The sequence below is a fragment of the Kluyvera ascorbata genome, assembly GCF_023195735.1.
Taxonomy (GTDB): Bacteria; Pseudomonadota; Gammaproteobacteria; order Enterobacterales; family Enterobacteriaceae; genus Kluyvera; species Kluyvera ascorbata.
In genome coordinates, this window is record NZ_CP096201.1 from 3,649,591 (window position 1) to 3,666,968 (window position 17,378).

The 17,378-nt window shown below is 51.0% G+C and carries 17 protein-coding genes; 4 read left to right on the plus strand and 13 right to left on the minus strand.

Translation table 11 applies throughout. The features are described 5' to 3' along the window. Positions 1-15 precede the first annotated feature (15 nt). Positions 16-1,221 (minus strand): MFS transporter, encoded by a 1,206-nt coding sequence (locus MY052_RS17450; protein WP_248538960.1) that lies wholly within the window; start codon positions 1,219-1,221, stop codon positions 16-18. A gap of 277 nt (positions 1,222-1,498) precedes the next feature. Between MY052_RS17450 and MY052_RS17455 the strand changes: the two genes are divergently transcribed. Next, positions 1,499-2,332 (plus strand): sugar phosphate isomerase/epimerase family protein, encoded by an 834-nt coding sequence (locus MY052_RS17455; RefSeq protein WP_248537490.1) that lies wholly within the window; start codon positions 1,499-1,501, stop codon positions 2,330-2,332. A gap of 76 nt (positions 2,333-2,408) precedes the next feature. On the opposite strand, the gene pheP is transcribed toward MY052_RS17455, so the two are convergent. Continuing rightward, complete coding sequence (gene pheP / locus MY052_RS17460) at positions 2,409-3,800, minus strand: phenylalanine transporter (RefSeq protein WP_123650064.1); 1,392 nt, start codon at positions 3,798-3,800, stop codon at positions 2,409-2,411. 144 nt (positions 3,801-3,944) lie between these two features. Further along, on the minus strand, positions 3,945-6,137 hold the full coding sequence (locus MY052_RS17465) for a TonB-dependent receptor (protein ID WP_248537491.1): 2,193 nt from the start codon (positions 6,135-6,137) through the stop codon (positions 3,945-3,947). Positions 6,138-6,446: 309 nt separating this feature from the next. Here MY052_RS17465 and MY052_RS17470 point away from each other — a divergent pair, with 309 nt between their 5' ends. Then, positions 6,447-7,274, plus strand: coding sequence for a DMT family transporter (locus MY052_RS17470; protein WP_248537492.1), 828 nt, complete (start codon positions 6,447-6,449; stop codon positions 7,272-7,274). A gap of 9 nt (positions 7,275-7,283) precedes the next feature. Here MY052_RS17470 and MY052_RS17475 read toward each other — a convergent pair whose 3' ends face one another. Next, positions 7,284-8,186, minus strand: coding sequence for a LysR family transcriptional regulator (locus MY052_RS17475; RefSeq protein ID WP_248537493.1), 903 nt, complete (start codon positions 8,184-8,186; stop codon positions 7,284-7,286). A 142-nt stretch (positions 8,187-8,328) separates the two neighbouring features. Between MY052_RS17475 and MY052_RS17480 the strand changes: the two genes are divergently transcribed. Further along, positions 8,329-9,639, plus strand: coding sequence for a serine hydrolase domain-containing protein (locus MY052_RS17480; RefSeq protein ID WP_248537494.1), 1,311 nt, complete (start codon positions 8,329-8,331; stop codon positions 9,637-9,639). A 67-nt stretch (positions 9,640-9,706) separates the two neighbouring features. Here the strand turns inward: MY052_RS17480 and sbmC are convergent, their stop codons facing one another. Further along, the gene (sbmC, locus tag MY052_RS17485; RefSeq protein WP_248537495.1) at positions 9,707-10,177 is read right to left on the minus strand and encodes a DNA gyrase inhibitor SbmC; all 471 of its coding nucleotides are present in this window, start codon (positions 10,175-10,177) and stop codon (positions 9,707-9,709) included. A 717-nt stretch (positions 10,178-10,894) separates the two neighbouring features. Between sbmC and MY052_RS17490 the strand changes: the two genes are divergently transcribed. Then, entirely contained in the window at positions 10,895-11,884 is a 990-nt protein-coding gene (locus tag MY052_RS17490) for an acyltransferase family protein (protein WP_248537496.1), read from the plus strand. A gap of 93 nt (positions 11,885-11,977) precedes the next feature. Here MY052_RS17490 and MY052_RS17495 read toward each other — a convergent pair whose 3' ends face one another. From MY052_RS17495 to MY052_RS17530, 8 genes are read right to left on the minus strand one after another with little or no spacing between them, the layout of a single operon-like run. Then, the gene (locus MY052_RS17495) at positions 11,978-12,442 is read right to left on the minus strand and encodes a tail fiber assembly protein (protein ID WP_248537497.1); all 465 of its coding nucleotides are present in this window, start codon (positions 12,440-12,442) and stop codon (positions 11,978-11,980) included. A gap of 20 nt (positions 12,443-12,462) precedes the next feature. Beyond that, a complete protein-coding gene (locus MY052_RS17500) occupies positions 12,463-13,377 on the minus strand; it encodes a gp53-like domain-containing protein (RefSeq protein ID WP_248537498.1) in 915 nt (304 codons plus the stop codon). Positions 13,378-13,386: 9 nt separating this feature from the next. Continuing rightward, positions 13,387-14,022, minus strand: a complete 636-nt coding sequence (locus tag MY052_RS17505; RefSeq protein WP_248537499.1) for a baseplate wedge 1 family protein — start codon at positions 14,020-14,022, stop codon at positions 13,387-13,389. Then, positions 14,019-15,248 carry a baseplate J/gp47 family protein gene (locus MY052_RS17510; RefSeq protein WP_248537500.1) on the minus strand — a complete coding sequence of 410 codons (1,230 nt, stop codon included), beginning with the start codon at positions 15,246-15,248 and terminating at the stop codon, positions 14,019-14,021. The genes MY052_RS17505 and MY052_RS17510 overlap by 4 nt, the downstream gene beginning before the upstream one ends. Beyond that, positions 15,245-15,604, minus strand: a complete 360-nt coding sequence (locus MY052_RS17515; RefSeq protein WP_248537501.1) for a contractile injection system sheath initiator — start codon at positions 15,602-15,604, stop codon at positions 15,245-15,247. Before MY052_RS17515 ends, MY052_RS17510 begins: the two co-directional genes overlap by 4 nt. A 1-nt stretch (position 15,605) precedes the next feature. Beyond that, complete coding sequence (locus MY052_RS17520) at positions 15,606-16,205, minus strand: hypothetical protein (protein ID WP_248537502.1); 600 nt, start codon at positions 16,203-16,205, stop codon at positions 15,606-15,608. After that, entirely contained in the window at positions 16,198-17,082 is an 885-nt protein-coding gene (locus MY052_RS17525) for a hypothetical protein (protein ID WP_248537503.1), read from the minus strand. The genes MY052_RS17520 and MY052_RS17525 overlap by 8 nt, the downstream gene beginning before the upstream one ends. Continuing rightward, entirely contained in the window at positions 17,075-17,377 is a 303-nt protein-coding gene (locus tag MY052_RS17530) for a phage baseplate plug family protein (protein WP_248537504.1), read from the minus strand. The genes MY052_RS17525 and MY052_RS17530 overlap by 8 nt, the downstream gene beginning before the upstream one ends. Between the last annotated feature and the right edge of the window lies 1 nt (position 17,378).

Genomic DNA, 17,378 nt, shown 5'->3' on the forward strand with positions numbered 1-17,378 from the left:
CTCCTTTCAAAAAAATTACGCGTGCTCTTTCTCGTTATATTTGAACGAGACAAGGAAAATCAGTGCAATAACGACCGCGGCCACCGCCGGGATCCACCAGAAGTTCACCCAGGCCGCCGGTACGGTTTGTCCTGCGACCAGATGGTTGTACAGCGAGCCGGAAATCTGTGAGCCCAGCAGCATGCCGATACCGTAGGTGAACATCACCACCATGCTCTGTGCCTGACCTTTCACCTTTTCGCCCGCCACGCGGTCGGTGTAGATAAAGCCCACCACGAAGAAGAAGTCATAGCAGACGCCGTGCAACAGAATGCCGAGATACAGCAGGAAACGCGTCTCTTCGTTGATGCCCAGCGCAAAGAACATATAGCGCACAAACCACGCCAGCATGCCGATGAGCAGCATGTACTTCACGCCAAGACGACGGAACAGCAGCGGAATAATCAGCATGAAGAAGATTTCCGACATCTGGCCGAAGGACATAGCGGTGCTGACATCCGCCACGCCCGCGTCCGCGAGGAATGAGGCGGTATAGGCGTAGTAGGTGCCGAGCGGTACCGAAATCAGCGTGGCGCACACGGCGAACACCAGGAAGTGACGGGTTTTCAGTAACGCAAAGGCGTCAGCGCAGAACAGGTCGCGTAGCTTAAGCGGCTGCCCTTTCGCCGGTGCCGGCGTGTGCGGCAACGTCAGGCTATAGACCGCCAGCACCACCGAGCACAGCGCCGCCAGCGTGAAGATGCCGGTGGTGTCGGAAATGCCGGTCACGCCGATAAAGATCCCGGCGACAATCCAACCGATAGTGCCGAACACGCGCACCACCGGGAAGGTTTTGTCGATATTGGTCAGGCTATGGAACGCAATGTTGTTGGTCAGCGCCAGCGTTGGCATATAGCACAACGTATAACCGAACAGCAGCGCAATCAGCAGCGCGCCGTTTTCCGCCACCAGCGCCTGCGGCACAAACCACAGAATCGCTGCGCCAAGCAGGTGCATCACCGCCATCACCTTTTGCGACGGGAAGAAACGGTCAACCAGCATCCCGAGGACGAACGGCGAGAGGATCGAGGCAATCGGCCCCGCCGAGAAGGCATCGCCAATCAGCAGCGACATGTTGTACTGGGTCATCACCAGGCCAAGCGTGACCGACCAGCTTCCCCAGATAAAAAACTGCATAAACATCATTAACGACAGGCGCGGGACTAACAGCCGGTGCTGTATGCCGCTGTGTTCACGACTTTCCGTTGTAGACACCATGTTTTCACCCTCAAAAAGTAATCGATTACAAAATCAGTCAGCGAAGAAAGTAATCGATTACAAAAATAAGATCCTGTTCGCCATTCGCAATTTGGGAGAAGCGTCACGATTAAAAAACAGTCGGGGATCGATAGCGATCGTTTACGTTACCGGGATCACATTTTTATCCGATTTAGATGGTAATCGATCGCACTGGCTCTATTTTGTAATCGATTACTTTTTAAATAAAACGGATAACCTGATGAAAAAATTTCTATTGGCAGCCACTCTTTTCGCTTCATTTTCCGCGGCGTCCGCGCCGAACGTCGAGAATGAAATTGCCCTGCAGATGTACACCTTACGCAACGTCGGCACGCCCGCCGAACAGTTCGCCATGGCGCATAAAGCCGGGTTTGAACACGTTGAAGTGGTTGGCAATCACGGCCTTAATGCCGGGCAGATGAAATCGCTGCTGGCGGAAAATAAGCTCACGGTCACCTCCTCCCACGAGCAGCTCAGCGCGCTGGAAACGCGCTATCAGCAAACGGTGGATTTCAACAAAGCGATTGGCAACAGCACTATCGTGGTGCCGTGGATTGAACCGAAGGATCGCCCTGACAGCGCCAAAGGCTGGGCCGATTTCGCGCAGCGTCTCGATAAACTGGGGGCAAAGCTGCGCCACGATGGAATGCAGTTGGCCTATCACAACCACAACTTTGAGATGAAAAAATACGATGGCGTGACCGCGCTGGAGATTATCTTCAACCATTCTAAAGCGGAAAATCTCAAGCTGGAGATGGATGCCGCCTGGGTTTCACGCGGTGGACAAGATCCGGCGCGTATTCTGAAAGCATATCCGGGCCGCGTTTATGCCATTCACGCCAAAGATAATGCGTCCATCGGCATTCGCGATGACGAGATGAACTTTGCGCCGCTGGGCGAAGGCCTGCTGGATTGGTCAACGATTCTGCCAGCCGCGAAAGCCAGCGGCGTGAAGTGGTTTATTATCGAGCACGATAAGCCGAAGGATGCGTGGAGCATTATTACCACGTCGCATCAGAATCTGCGGGCGGCGCTGGAGAAGCTGGGGGAATAGTGCATTCCCGGGGTCGCTGCGCTCGTCCAGGCTACATTTGATGGTAGCCTGGAAGAGCACAGCGACTCGAGGGAAATTACGCTTTGCGGCGCAACGTTTTGAAAGCCACAAACAGGAACAACACCCACACCGGCAGTAAGATTGCCGACAGGCGCATGCCGTCCATGGTGCACATCAGCCCAAGGATCATCAGCAGGAAAGCGATGCAAAGGTAGTTGCTTGCCGGAGCCCACAACGCTTTGAACTTCGCTTCGCGGCCTTTACGGCGCATCGCGGCGCGGAATTTCAGGTGCGCCATGCAGATCATTATCCAGTTCAGCAGCAGCGTCGCCACCACCAGCGCCATCAGCAGGCCAAAGGCTTTTTGCGGCAGCAGATAGTTAACCAATACCACCAGCGAAGTGATAGCACCGGAGAGCAGCAGTGAGTTCACCGGCACGCCGCGTTTGCTGACCTTCGTCAGGAAACGCGGGGCGTTACCCTGCACGGAGAGGCCAAACAGCATGCGGCTGTTGGAGTAAACGCCGCTGTTATAGACCGACAGTGAGGCCACCAGAATGACGAAGTTCAGCGCAGAGGCGACAACATTGCTGTCCAGATTGTGGAAGATCATCACAAACGGGCTGCTATCGGACTGGATTCCCTGCCACGGGTAGAGCGCCAGCAGCACAATCAGCGAGCCGATATAAAACAGCAGAATACGGTAAACCACCTGGTTCACCGCTTTCGGGATCGTGGTCTCCGGGCTGCGCGCTTCCGCCGCCGTAATACCAATGAGCTCCAGCCCGCCGAAGGAGAACATAATCACCGCCAGCGACAGAATCAGCCCTTTCCAGCCGGTGGCCAGGAAGCCGCCATCGCGCCAGAGGTTATCAATGCTGGCATGCTCGCCGCCATTGCCGGTCGTCAGCATCCAGATACCGAAGCCAATCATGCCGATAATCGCCAGCACTTTAATCAGCGCAAACCAGAACTCCGTCTCGCCGTACAGACGCACGTTCACCAGGTTCACGGCGTTTATCAGCACGAAGAAGCCCGCCGCCCAGATCCAGGTTGGGACGTGCGGCAGCCAATATTGCATATAGATCCCGGCGGCGGTCAGTTCTGCCATACCCACCAGCACGAACATGACCCAGTAGTTCCAGCCAGAGAGAAATCCGGCGAACGGCCCCCAGTATTTATAAGCAAAATGAGCAAATGAACCGGATACCGGCTCTTCAACCACCATCTCACCAAGCTGGCGCATGATAAGAAAAGCAATCACACCGGCAATCGCGTAGCCCAGCACCACGGCTGGGCCTGCCATCTGAATGGCGGGGCCGATACCGAGGAACAGACCGGTGCCGATGGCACCCCCGAGGGCGATTAATTGAATATGGCGGTTTTGTAATCCGCGGTGAAGCGTCGGGCTATTTTCCGACGACGCATCCGGTTGATTCTGGCTGGATGCTGATGACGCGTTTTTCACGTCTAACCCCTTAGCATTTTTATGAAGGGGCACCTTTTAACACTTAGCGCGACTTGCCGCAAGGCAATCAGCACCCGGTCCCCAGTAGTAAAAAGCCCCGAAACGCACGCGTTTTCGGGGCAATAACCCTATTTTAGCAATGACTTAGAAGTCGTAGCTGACCGAGACTTTTAAGGTACGCGGCTCACCCTGGTAGATATAGACACCGGTGTCATCAGCACCCGACCAGTAGTTCTGGTTGGTCACGTTGGTCACGCCCACACGCCACACCAGATCGTTCTGCTCCTGGTTCAAACGCATGCGGTAGCGCATACCCAGATCAAGCGTCGTGTAGCTATCGAGTTTTTTGGTGTTGGCCGTATCCGCATACTGGGAACCGGTATGGTTCACGCGCGCGGTCGCCGTCAGCCCATCAATCGGTTTGATGTCGTATTCAGCCCCCAGCACCGCATAGAAGCGGGAGACGCCAATCGCATCGTTACCGTCGTAAGTACCGCCCGCGGTTTTGGTCAATTCAGGGTCAATCCACAGCGCACTGCCAGTCAGACGCAGGCCCAGCACTGGTTCGCCAAACACGTTGAGCTCTACGCCGCGGTTACGCTGCTCGCCGTCCATACGGTAGTACTTGTCGCTATCTAACACCCCAGACGGCTTAGTAATCTGGAATAGCGACAGTGAGCCACCCACGCGCTGATAATCAATTTTTACGCCCACTTCGTCCTGTTTCGAATGGGCGATACCAATACTTTGGCCGTAGTTTTTCGCAGTATTAGGTGCATTGTTCGCAGGCTGCAACGCTTCGGTATGGTTAGCGTACAGCGAGAGTGTCTCCCATGGCTTGTACACCAGACCAAACGTCGGCATCCAGCGGCTTTCAGTAAAGCTTGAGCTAGTGGTTTCCTGGCCCGTCTGGTTGTCATAGTTACGAATCACCACCTTCTGATGGCGTGCCGCAGCGGTAAAGAGCAGGCTATCGTCAAAGAAGCCCAGCGTGTCGCTGAGCAGCCAGCCTTGGGTACGGTTGCGCGCGGTGGTCAGCGGATCGTCATAGTGGCCGCCTTTTGGATTCGGCTTATAGTCCGGCATGTCTACGTCATGACTGTTGTAGATATTGATAGTCGGGTTTTTAGTGCTATCGGACATACGCCAGGCAGTCGCATCGCGACGTATCTGCGCCGAGTAGCCCACGTTCACTTTATGGGAGACCGCGCCGGTATTGAAGCTACCGCGGATGCCGCCCATGCCGCTGAAGCTGTCGATAATACGGTTGGTATCCAGACGACCGACGGTGGCATTGCCATTCACGTTGGTCAGCTTCGGTGCAGCATAGGTGCCGATTTCATGCGCATGCTGCGCGCCAAGCCCGGCGTAGGTTGTCCAGTTATCGGTCAGGTCATATTCGGTTTTAACCATGCCGAATTCGTTTTCGATGTCGCTAAAGCCCCACTTCTGCGCGTAGCTTTTGGTGGCGTCCGGTACCGCTGGAATGGCGGCAATATTGGCCACACCAACGCCCATTTCACCGCCGTGGAAGGTTTTTTTCTGATAGCCAAAATCAAGAGATGAACGCAGGCGGTCGCCACGATAATCAAGACCCAGCGATGCCAGGGTGGTGCGGCGCTTGTCGTTGTCAATACGCCCTTCCCCTTCACGGTGCAGCACGTTTACGCGCGCGCCAAACTGGTTGTCATCACCGAAGCGGCGCCCCAGATCCAACGAGCCACCGACCTGTGAATCAGAGGTGTAGTCCACGCCAAGGCGGGTGGTGGGAATATCTTCAGCACGTTTAGGCTCAAGGTTTATCATTCCGCCTACGCCGGAACTGGCTGCGCCGTTCACCAGCGCGTTCGCGCCTTTGAAGACTTCAATGCGCTCCAGCATTTGGGTGTCCATCACCTGACGCGGTACCACGCCGGAGAGGCCGCCCATCGTCATATCATCGCCATCAAGCTTAAAGCCGCGAATACGGTACGTTTCCGCAAAGTTGCCGTAGCCCTGAACCGCCTGGACGCCTGCGTCATTTTTAACGACGTCAGCGACGGTTTTAGCCTGCTGATCCTGCACCAGCTTTGAGGTATAGCCGATGACGTTGAACGGCACGTCCATCGCCTTTTGCTCGCCCAGCATCCCTAAGCGGCCGCCATGGGCAATTTGCCCGTCGAGATAAGCTGGCACCAGATCTTCGCCACCGGCTTTGAAATCGCTGCCGTCAACGCCCTGAACCACCATCGTTTCAGGCTGATTTTTCCTGGTTGTTGTGTCTTCGGTCGTTGCCGCATAGGCGGCAGGCAGCACGGTGCCTATCGCCAGTGCCAGCACGGAGAGTTTGGTTTTCATGAGAACATCCCTTGGTATTGAATAAAAAATTCATCGTGGGTACCAACGGGTTTATCGCTTCTCACGCCCCAGAATCCCCCTGTGAAATATCCTCACCGATTACTGGGCCAGCTGTACCGCATCAATGAATAAAAATGAGATCGAGAACTATACGCATTATCAAAATGTGATCAAGTCTCAATCAGTAGTAGAGGGCGGAAATAACCACAGAAAAAACATGTCTTTGCCTGGGAGCCAACGCACAAAACAATGGCGCTATGCTACGTGGCTTCATGCATAATTATTCCAATACCTCCAGAGGACGCTCCCGTGCTGCTCAAAATCATCCTGGCTATGGTGGCATTTGCCGCAAACTCCCTGCTCTGTCGGCTGGCGCTGAAGGGGCTGCATATGGATGCCGTTTCATTTAGCAGTGTTCGCCTGCTGAGCGGCGCCATCGCGCTGTTCTTGCTGCTCCAAATGCCTGGTCTACGTAAGAAACCAGAATTTAATTGGCTGAACGCCGCGCTGCTGGCGACCTACGTATTTGCATTCTCGCTGGCCTATCTGTCGTTAACCACCGCCGCAGGCGCACTGCTGCTGTTTGGCACCGTACAGTGCGTAATGACAAGCTGGGGGTTGATGCGCGGTGAGCGGCTGACGGCGCTGAAAAGCGTCGGCATGCTGGGGGCGATGGGTGGGCTGGCGCTGCTGCTGTTGCCCGGAGCGGGGCACCCTTCCGGCAGAGCTTCGCTGTTGATGATCCTGTCCGGCGCGGCGTGGGCGGTTTACTGTATTACCGGCAAGAAGGTGCAGAATGCGGCGGCGGCAACGACTGGGAATTTTATTCTGGCGGTTCCCATGGCGCTGCTAGTGTTTCTGCTCAGTGGTTTTCATGTTCAGGCGGATGCCATCGGGCTCGCGCTGGCCGTCACCTCCGGGGCGCTGATGTCCGGCGGTGCTTATCTGCTCTGGTACTCATTGTTGCCTAAGCTTAGCCCCACGACCGCCAGCACGCTGCAGCTCAGCGTTCCCTGCCTTGCGGCGTTGGGCGGTCTGGTCTTTATGGGCGAAGCCATTGATATGCGCATGCTGCTGGCTATCGTTATCACCCTTTCCGGTATTGGTCTGGTGATTGTGGCGGACAGGCGGCGGTAAAAATTCCGTTTACCCTGTGCGTGTCATCTCCGCTCGCCACAGCGCAGATAGCTGGGCCAGCGTGTCATCAATTAACATTCGTTTTTCGCTCCCCGGCCGCCAAATCGTCACCATGGTCTGGCTGATGCCTTCATTGCCCACCACCGTGGGAATCGCCGCGACATTCCGCCAGCGCGCCGCCTCAAAATGGGTCGGTAAAAATCCCCATCCACACCCGGCCTCAATCAGGCCGCGCAGCATTTCAAGCTCATTGGCCACCATCACGTTCCCCGAGATTTGTAGCCGCCGCGCCATCGGTAGATCGCTTGTTGAGTGCATCACCACTTGCGGCGTTAAAGAGAGGTCGAGCAGCGAACAGGGACGTGCAACATCAGCAAACAGCGGCTCGGCGGCGTAGAAATCCATATCGATAGCGCCAAGCGCACGCCACTCCATATCGTTGCCCACGCTGTGGTTATTCGCCTGAAAGAAGCCTAAGTCAGCCTGACCACTTGTAAGCGCTTTTTCACCTTCGGCGCGCGAGGTGCAGCGCAGGCTCAGGCGAATCCCCCGTTTTACCATCTGGGCGATCAGTGCCTGCAAAAAACGACGCGGCGTAAAAGGATCGTAGGCAATGCTCAGTTCCTGAATGTCGGCTGACGGCACCTGGCGGGCAAACTGCTCAAATGCTCTGGCCTGGCGCATCAGTAGATGCGCCTGACGATGCAGCTGCTCGCCTTCTGCCGTGAGCTGTAGCGCTCGCCCCTGGCGGACAAACAGTGGGTAGCCAAGGCCATCTTCCAGCAGATCGATGAGATCGCGCAGCGTCGTGCGATCTTTCTCCAGCTTCATCGCCGCCTTCATCAGGCTGCCGTGTTCCGCAACGGCGGTGAAGGCTTCAAGCTGAGAAAATGAGTAGGACAATGACGGCACACCGGGCTCCTTTTGCAGTACTTATGGGGGTTTTTCCACCATTACGCGTTTTTTATTATAGTGCGGCGATTTTTATACTGCACCCATCCCGTCACCCCGCCGGGACAACGTGTCTATTGGTATAACTAAAATCGAGAACGCTATGAATAATAAACATAAATCTTTACCTGCAAAGTACTGCCTGCTGGCAAGCCTGGTGGCTGGGGCATTCCTCTCCTCACCCGTAATGGCGGCCTGTGAAGGCACCGAACTCACCGCCTGCCCGGCCCCCTTTGATGCAAAACTGCCCGATACAAAAGCAATGCTGACCTGGAGTCAGGCCGATCGTGTCATCGGTTTTCGTAACGACTACCGCAACTATCAGGGCGATGTTTTCCACCACGGCAAATCCGTGCCGCTCGCCGCGGCGGAAAAACCGCTGACGCAGGCGAGCTATCAGGTCAACGGCAAACAGTGGACGCTTCAGGATTATATTAAACGCCAGAACGTGAGCGGCATGCTGGTGCTAAAGGACGGTAAGATTGCCTGGAAATACCTTGGCGAGGGCAACACCGATACCACGCTCTGGACCTCCCGCTCGGTCGGAAAATCGGTGGTCTCTACGCTTGTGGGCGTAGCGTTAAAAGAAGGGAAAATCCACTCGCTGGACGACCAGGTCACACAGTATGAACCCGACCTGAAAGGTACGGCCTGGGACGGCGTGACGCTGAAACAGTTGATTCAGCACACTTCCGGCGTGGCGTGGAATGAAGATTATGCCAACCCACAGTCTGACTTCGCCAAACTCACGCAGTGCGAAGCGCACGCAGGTACCTACGACTGCGTTCGCACGCTGGTTTCCGGCCTGAAACGCGCTCATCCGGCGGGTGAGGTCTGGTCCTACTCCTCCGGCGGTGCCTGGCTGCTGGGCGATGTGCTGGAGCGCGCAACGGGTATGACGCTTGCCGCCTACCTTGAGAAAAGCATCTGGCAGCCGTATGGCATGGCGAGCGATGGCGTATGGCATTCCTACAGCAAAAACCAGCATGATGTTGGCGCACATGGTTTTAACGCCACGCTGGAAGACTGGGGCCGCTTCGGCGAATTCGTGCTGAACAACGGCCGTCTGCCGAACGGTAAGCAGATTCTGCCAGAAAACTGGGTGGCTCAATCCGCCGACTGGAACAAGGCGAAAAACTCAGTCTCCGCCGCGCATCCGCAGGGGCTTTATGGCTACCAGTGGTGGAATAACGAAGTGCCTGCCAACGCTAAAAACGTAGTGCCAGCGCCGCAGGACTCGCTGAAAGGCTCGATGTGGGCACTGGGGATTTATGGCCAGATGATTATGGTCAACCGCGCGGAAAATCTGGTGATCGTCCAGTGGTCGACCTGGCCGCAGGCGGAACCGTCATTCAGCGCCCAGCCGCTGGAAGCCTCGCTGATGTTTAGCGCGATTGCGAAGGCATTGCATTAATCATCGGCCATATATACCGTTAGCCCAGCGACGCCAGAGACATACTTTACGCTCTGGCGTTTTCAGGTCAGGCTTTTGGTTCAACCGCCACAAACATCTCGATATCCCAGTAGCCGTCTTCCGCCCCATTGTTGTGGTAAATTTCAAAGCAGGGCTTAGGCGCACACTGGTGGGTTTTATCTTTCAGAACGCTATCAAAGAACTGATACCAGGGCGTAGCAAAGTCGTGGTCAATGACGCGAGCCTGTGCGACGGCATACAGCCCGCCCGCCACTTCCGCCAACATCACGCCTTCGCTGTTTGGCGGAATAACGAAATCATCGGCAACCGATACGACCGTATCGCAGCGTAGCTTTTCCGCCGGGACCTCATCAGGGTTATCGTAATAAACGGCAAGCCATTCCTGCGCGGGGATCTGCTGACCATCTACCCACATCATCAGCTGCTCAAACCCTTGCTTGACCGTCTGTTCCCACGGCCCAACCATATGAAAACCGGCGATTTTGCGTTGCTGAACCTGCTTTATCTCGTAGTCCATACTGCCTCCGTTAAAATACTGTAATTTCATACAGTATAATTGACGTATTCTGGTTTAGACAAACGAACAGTGAACATTATGTGAGCAGATTCGCACTCTTGCCAGGGGAAGAATGTGGGGGAAATTTCAGGAAAATGGTGCGCCCTGCAGGATTCGAACCTGCGGCCCACGACTTAGAAGTTCCTAGAACTACTATCAAGTACAGCAACTTACCGCATCATCACTGCGCTCACACGTCCCATGATGATAAAAGTTAGCAACCCATGACAATCAGTGGAAATGCATGACTGTCCCGAATTGGTCCCATGCCCCACAGAGCATTAGCGCAAGACTAATCACCACCTTCATCGGTTTTGAGTTGTTTTGCGCTAATTTTTTGCCCCATGCATGCCCCATTACACGCCAGGCACTGTCGGACACTCGATATCAGGCGCTTTAGTCGCGTCAATCCCTGGAGATTGTTCAGCAAGATACCGCTCCATAACCAGGCTTAAGCTTCAGAATCAGACGTGTAAGTGGTATAGTTCACAAATAATTATAGTTACCCTTAGTTTAATAATGATAGAACCAACTATGCTAATAATCCCTATAATGTGCTTTAGCTTAATTCTTGGTGCCGTTCTAATTGGCGCGTTTAGGCTTTCCCCTACTAGATATGAATCATTATCAAGAAATTCTCCGATCGACGGATTGCGAGGCCTGTTAGCGATATCAGTAATGACACACCATTTCTACGTCACTTACATGTGGAAGACCACTGGGGAATGGTTTGCACCGAAACAATATGCATTAGATAACCTAGGGGCAATTGCTGTATCTTTATTTTTTATGATTACAGGCTATCTCTTCCTTAAGAAGATGAAAAAGAATGAAATATCATGGATTAATTTATATAAGGGAAGGATATTCAGAATATACCCTCTATACCTTTTCGTGGGAGCGGTAGTTTTTTCGTTAGCAGTAATTGAGTCTGGTTACAGCAAGATAGGGCTATATGCCTTGATAAGGTCATTCGTTAACTGGGCTATGTTCACAAACTCATTCCTTGGTAGTTCTAGCACCAACTTAATGATTTCCGGTGTTAACTGGACCCTGCTCTACGAATGGGGATTTTACTTATCCTTGCCGATTATATATTCAATATCAAAATGGAATGTAAGATGCAAGTTGGCAATTTTATTAACAGCCCCAATTCTGGCATATGTTTTAAGTGAGACAAAGCCACTCTTCTACGCTCTTTTTGCGCTTTCCGCAGCATCAACATTGGAGATGCGTTCTGTAAAAAAACTGATCATGCGATTTAAATTCATCTCAGGTTTATTTCTCTTGTCTTTAATCTCATTTACGTTATTTTTCACCCCAGCATATTCAGCACAACAAATGATTCTTGTTTTGCTTGTTTTTATAATTGTGGTTAATGGTGGTGATATCTTTGGGTTGTTTCATTTAAAAGGAATGAAGATTCTTGGTGATATTAGTTATAGCATATACTTACTTCATGGATTGACTCTTTACTTGGTTTTTAGCGTTTTTGACGTGTTTGATTTCTCAAGAGGATTTGAAGCGTATTGCGCATATTACCCATTAATTCTTGCCATTACCATTGCTGCATCCATGTTGACTTACAACTACGTGGAGCAACCATCAATACGACTTGGCAGGATTATTTTAAGCTCTAAGGCGCTAGCTTTTAATGATCGCCAGTAATCTCAAGTTATCTGAGTGATCTGCCACTTCAGGAACCACCTTCCCTATTGAGAATATTTATGTAATGGGAAGGTGTTTCATGAGCATTTAGGATTAAGATGCTGGAGGTGAAGGCCATTCAATGTCAGGGGCTTCGCTAGTCTTGACTCTCATGAGCGTGACTCTATACATTTCCCATGCATCAAGTTCTTTTGATTCTTCATCCGTTGCAACCTCCTTCTCAACAGCATACTTCCTCCATTCAATTTCTTTTGCTGCTTCAGACAGCAGAGAGGATTTTTTGCTTTCCGCTTCTGCGATGCTTATTGCAGAAAAATCCTCATCTGAGATGTACCAGGTGTTCTTGTCGGGGTCGAATTTATGAAACGATGACGGCCTTTTATCTGACAGACACAACCGCCCATCCACATCCAAATAAACACGCCTCTCCCCGTCATTCATTCCTGATATCAACCTCCAATGGTCCTCTTCGCTGATGCCTATGGCATCTGTTGGAGGTGACTGGTAATTATTATCATAAAAAGCTTGCTCGGTGATGCTAAATTTAATGCTATTCATTGTGTTATTCCGGTAAGTAATTAGTCACCAATGCAAAACCATCTAAAAACAACACTGGAGCTAGAGCTCATGGTGAAATTGTTAACGTTGACGGCACAGGAGTAAACCCTTAACTGTGTTTTGCTTGGCATATCAGCAGAACCAAAGCACAGTATGTTTGTATTTGGGTTGTCGTGGGTTATAAATATCTGCCGAGGTGCATTTGGGAACGCGATTGGGAATGTTCCGGTGGTGTAACCAGCTGGAGATGAAACAGTGGCAATAGTACCCCATTGGATTAATGTTCCACCGGGTAAATATTTATATCCAGACGCCCCATTTAAACCGATAAAGGAACTCATATCAGGGATCTGCCCTGTTCCGGTTCCGACATTTTTAGTTGCAGCTGTTCCAAGCTCAAGATAAGTGAGTACATCAGCAATCGAAGATTTACCGATGATATCCCGGCCAACTGATGTTAAATCAGTTTGAGCGGCTGTATTTGCCCCAGTAAAGTACGGGAGCTTATCAGCGCCACCGGCCAATGCTGCAATGGCTGTAACTTTAGCCAGGCTCAGCCACCCTGTAGGTGTGGAGTTAGGGTTATTCGTGTTTGCATCAACCGTGCTGATATAGATAGAAGAACCATCATCACCAACAATAACTGATGCTTTAGGGTACCCACCGACAGCAGTGGAAAAGGTGTCATCGTAAGCATTCAGTGCGCCAGCTGAAAGCCACCGTCCGATCGCTGAAAGCTCGAACAGGATTTGGTTCATATCCTGCCCTTCAGGTGGAATGCCACCCGCAGACTTGAGGATCATGGTTACTTGTGGATAACCAGCATCGTAAGATGCTCTATTGCTTCCGGCAGGAGTTGTGGTAAGCAAATCCTGGCGCGGTCCATTTGTGCCAAATGGCACTGGTTGTTTCTTGGGTGCATCTGTGCGATTCATATTTAGTCTCTAGAAAAATGTTCCGTCGTTAAACGGGTAAGCGTCTTCAGCAAAACCAAAATAAGGATGGACTATCTGGGTTATATTGAGTTGGACACCACTAGGAATTGGCACAACGTCATAATTGGTAAGTATTGATTCTTCGAATGGAGCAAGGGAGAACTCAAAGGTAATTCCAAGAGTCATTGAACGGTAATTTATGCAATATGCCCTTCCTCTATTTGCAAAGAGCATCCTCAGGAAGCGATTTATATCCGGGATGGTCGCAATGCTTATGTTTGAGAATGCCTTGCAGAATATCAATGTCCGGTAGGCATCATCCCCTAATCTGACATTCGTGGTTTCCTGAACTCCTGCATAAAATGGGGAGTCGTTGAATGGTGATGGATATCCAGTGCTTCCATCATCAGCCTCAGAGAAACCGAATGAGTCACTATCAATTGGGGCAGTTATGTATCTGCCAATGCCAACTCTCTTTCCCCACATATCCAGACCGAATGATCCGCAGGTGGTCAAATCCCACACCTCAGAAATGAATTCGTCAGTGAAGTCATCAAGGCTAACGGCTTGATCGAAGGTGTCTATAATACTGAGGAGGCGTTGGCTGGCAGAATACTGGGTAAGTATTGTGTCATTCCAACTCATGTTAATGTCACCGTGATGTCTGATGCCTGAAGTGTCGGTACCTGATCAATGCCCATTGTCACTGATGGGGAAAACGTTGTTCCGTCCAGAGATACTCCGATAGACAAGATGCCGAGAGTATCAGGTGATATTGAAATTACCGGTGCGTAGTACTTCCCGCTGTTAATTGACGCACCAATTCTTGCTTTTGCAATACCGTCATACTCTCCATTGAATACCTCGATGATCATGCTTTGCACCTGCGTTGTTATGTCGCTAGGCGGGTTAAGGCTGGCATCCAGGTTTACTTTGAAATATACCCGTGTTGGGTCCGCTGTTTGCCACTGCATGACATACTCGGGATATGGAGAAGAGTAATTAACGTTGTCGTAAATAGTGAAGGTTGTATCACCATTCATATTTGCGCCACCGTTGTAGGTTTTGAAAATCGACTCAGCAATGTCAGCGGATGACCCACCGTAAACGCATATGTATATCGAATGCTCAAGAACCGGGAAGTTGGTAGAGCCTTTATTAACAGTCGTCCCTAGCCTGTTTGACCAGACATAAGCATCAAGTACGCCATCAGTTTCCAGTAACTTAGAAAGCACAGAACCATCCATGTTACGGCTATTTCTTGCTACGGACTCTTTGCGCCTGGTCTCAAACGCAATGCGAGATTCAACATCCACACCAACTACACCTGGGTTGGCATTGTTGATTGAATCCCATCCGGACACAGCCCGATAGATTTGATTTAATGCGCCAGCTGCGCACGAAATCGGACCGGTAGTAGTGTTAGTAAACTGAACATCAACACTACCAGTTGAAGGGATCGTTGCGTCGCTTTTCGACTGGTAAATGTAGCCGGCAGTGTCGATTGCAGAACTACCTGCAGGAATGATTGTGCCAACCTTGCCAATACAGGTTGCTGTTACTACCGTTCCCTGTGCTGAGATTCGCTCCAGGAAATAGATGCGGCCAATACCGTCCTGAAACCTCCCAGTAGAATAGTCAGGGTTAATCTGGTTAAACAGGCAAAGTAGCTTGTCATACCCTTGTGCAATAATTTCGGTATCAGACTGCGCCAGTTGCCCCTGCGGTGAGCTTAGTGATTGGCTAGCGCCGCCGCCCAACGCGGTTGTCATGTCGGTTAGTCGCCCGGCAAGGACGTCTGATACATCCGGTACCAGTAGGCCATTCTCGGTTATTGTGACATCCGGAACAGCTGTATTTAGTGTCGTCATAAAGTCGCCTGTGAGATGTCCCCGTTGATGTCTTCAACTCTGATGGTGCCGCGCATTGTCCTGGTGTTTTTATCGAAGAAAACGTTAGCAAGGGCTTTATCCACGATCGGGAGTTTCAATGCTTCCGTCTGCAGCTTCTGCTGGATGTAGCCGGGTGAGGGCCGCTTACCGAGAACGTCTGTCTTCCAGGGAATTCCCAGGGTGTTGTCGTAATAGCATTCACCTGAGAACACCAGACAAGCACTGGCAACATCCTGCGCTGTCGCGTAACCATCATTGGCGATTGCCAGATTACCCGCGCCATCAAGCGTCAAATCCCACGTACCGGTATCTAGTTGCATGGTTCTGTATGTCATCTTATGGATCCAGAGGGTCTGTTCTGCCTGAGCCTGGTTCAATTCCACCATGGTCATGTCCGTCAACAATACTTCCATCCACAAGCTGCAAGCGCCCATCAGGAAGAATTTTCAGGCCGTTGATGTTCACGGTGCCGGATGATTTGATGTTGATTCCAGAGCCAGTGAACTTTACGAATTCAGTAGGTTTTGCGTTGAGTACGCCACCCATGTATGTTGCATCGGATTTGCTGTGCTTTCTGGAACTTCCAGGAGGGGACTCTTTTCTGTTTGCCCTCACCAGTGTTGTATCTCTGTCATTAATAAGAATTTGACCAATGTCCCCAGGTATTGGGTCAATCACTACGGCGCTATTACCGCTTTGCAACCTGAAGACTGGAATGTCATAAATCACAGAGTTTTTTATTGGCGCTCCGTTTCTATTCTGACGTGAAAGCAAAGGAAGTACGTCCACTACGAGGGTTTCATCCTCTCCCCGCACATTCATCACCATCACAATCTCAATGAAGTAATATCCAGACAGAAGCATCTCAAAAGCGTATGCCATCGATTCAGCGTCATTAATCTGGGCACTGGTAGGAGTAAATTGACTATTATCCATTGGTATTCTGAGCCTTAGCCCTCTCCTCTGCCGTCCTGGAAGCGGTGCATATAGAGTGCCATGGGCCTCCAGAAACCCATGCAGAAAGCTCGCTCCTTACGCTATTTAAATGATATCTACCGCTGGCCCAAGGCAATTCCGTTTCTAATTCAATATATCTTCCGATAGAAAGAAGGGATGAATATTGAGTCTGAAACATTACGCCACCACCAGAAAAAACAGGATATCCGATCAGCCCATATTCTTTTGATATAAAAGGAATGGAACTCCCTCGCTGTGATGAAGAAGGCCAGAATTCAGCCTTTCCTGGGGGGGTTACCGCCATTGCCAAGCCATAATCGGAACATACGCTATTTAATTGATCGAACACGCTCCCTTCAAAGTGAGGACTTCCGGAAGTAGTCATGCCGTTTACACCATCACCAAAAACTGCCTCATAACCTGCTGAAGTGCAAATTGCATTTATAACGTCTGTAATAGCCTGCGGGCCTCTTGAGCTAAATGGGCTAACTGGCTTGTTTCTCAACTCCGCGCTAGCGCTTGCTGATATCATTAACCCACTTTCAGGAGCCTGATTTATATTTGCTACTGCCGATGTCATCACCCCATAAAAAACCAATATTTCATCAGCAAAAATTCCAACATTGATATTTTGGGTGTTAAGCATACTCCCATCAGCCCTACCTGACAGGGAAGCTATTCTTTCAAGGCTGAGACCATATAGAGCTATATCAGCACTAGACCCGGTCATGCCAATGACATCATTCAGAGAGGCTGTAGATTTTATATTGCTGAATGATAATTTATTGTTTCCATTCTTATCGAATGGTTCTTTTGTATTAGTAAACTCAAAGCGGAGAGTGTGTTGCTTATACAATTTCGCTCTCCTCAATGTAGTAGAGAATATATCTACTGCCTAACCCTTCATAAGATGGGTCTGATTGTCCATCATTATCAATAAATACCATATCACCTTTAAATCCAAGATATGCGTAGCCAACCATCTTATTCCCGTACAAGCATGGGACGCCTTGCATGATCGGATTTCCGTTCACAGTAAGGTCCATATAAATGAAGCTCTCACGCTGGATAAGACGAATAATACACAGTTGTCCGGCAAGGGTAATGGAAAGGCTCTGCGACTTTTTAGGCTCTATCGAGATGGTCTGCATC

Excerpts from the sequence above, each read along its gene's own strand:
- MY052_RS17455 (WP_248537490.1), top strand. The coding sequence starts at position 1,499 with ATGAAAAAATTTCTATTGGCAGCCACTCTTTTCGCTTCATTTTCCGCG.
- MY052_RS17465 (WP_248537491.1), bottom strand. The coding sequence starts at position 6,137 with ATGAAAACCAAACTCTCCGTGCTGGCACTGGCGATAGGCACCGTGCTG.
- MY052_RS17480 (WP_248537494.1), top strand. The coding sequence starts at position 8,329 with ATGAATAATAAACATAAATCTTTACCTGCAAAGTACTGCCTGCTGGCA.
- sbmC (WP_248537495.1), bottom strand. The coding sequence starts at position 10,177 with ATGGACTACGAGATAAAGCAGGTTCAGCAACGCAAAATCGCCGGTTTT.
- MY052_RS17490 (WP_248537496.1), top strand. The coding sequence starts at position 10,895 with ATGACACACCATTTCTACGTCACTTACATGTGGAAGACCACTGGGGAA.
- MY052_RS17495 (WP_248537497.1), bottom strand. The coding sequence starts at position 12,442 with ATGAATAGCATTAAATTTAGCATCACCGAGCAAGCTTTTTATGATAAT.
- MY052_RS17500 (WP_248537498.1), bottom strand. The coding sequence starts at position 13,377 with ATGAATCGCACAGATGCACCCAAGAAACAACCAGTGCCATTTGGCACA.
- MY052_RS17505 (WP_248537499.1), bottom strand. The coding sequence starts at position 14,022 with ATGAGTTGGAATGACACAATACTTACCCAGTATTCTGCCAGCCAACGC.
- MY052_RS17510 (WP_248537500.1), bottom strand. The coding sequence starts at position 15,248 with ATGACGACACTAAATACAGCTGTTCCGGATGTCACAATAACCGAGAAT.
- MY052_RS17515 (WP_248537501.1), bottom strand. The coding sequence starts at position 15,604 with ATGACATACAGAACCATGCAACTAGATACCGGTACGTGGGATTTGACG.
- MY052_RS17520 (WP_248537502.1), bottom strand. The coding sequence starts at position 16,205 with ATGGATAATAGTCAATTTACTCCTACCAGTGCCCAGATTAATGACGCT.
- MY052_RS17530 (WP_248537504.1), bottom strand. The coding sequence starts at position 17,377 with ATGCAGACCATCTCGATAGAGCCTAAAAAGTCGCAGAGCCTTTCCATT.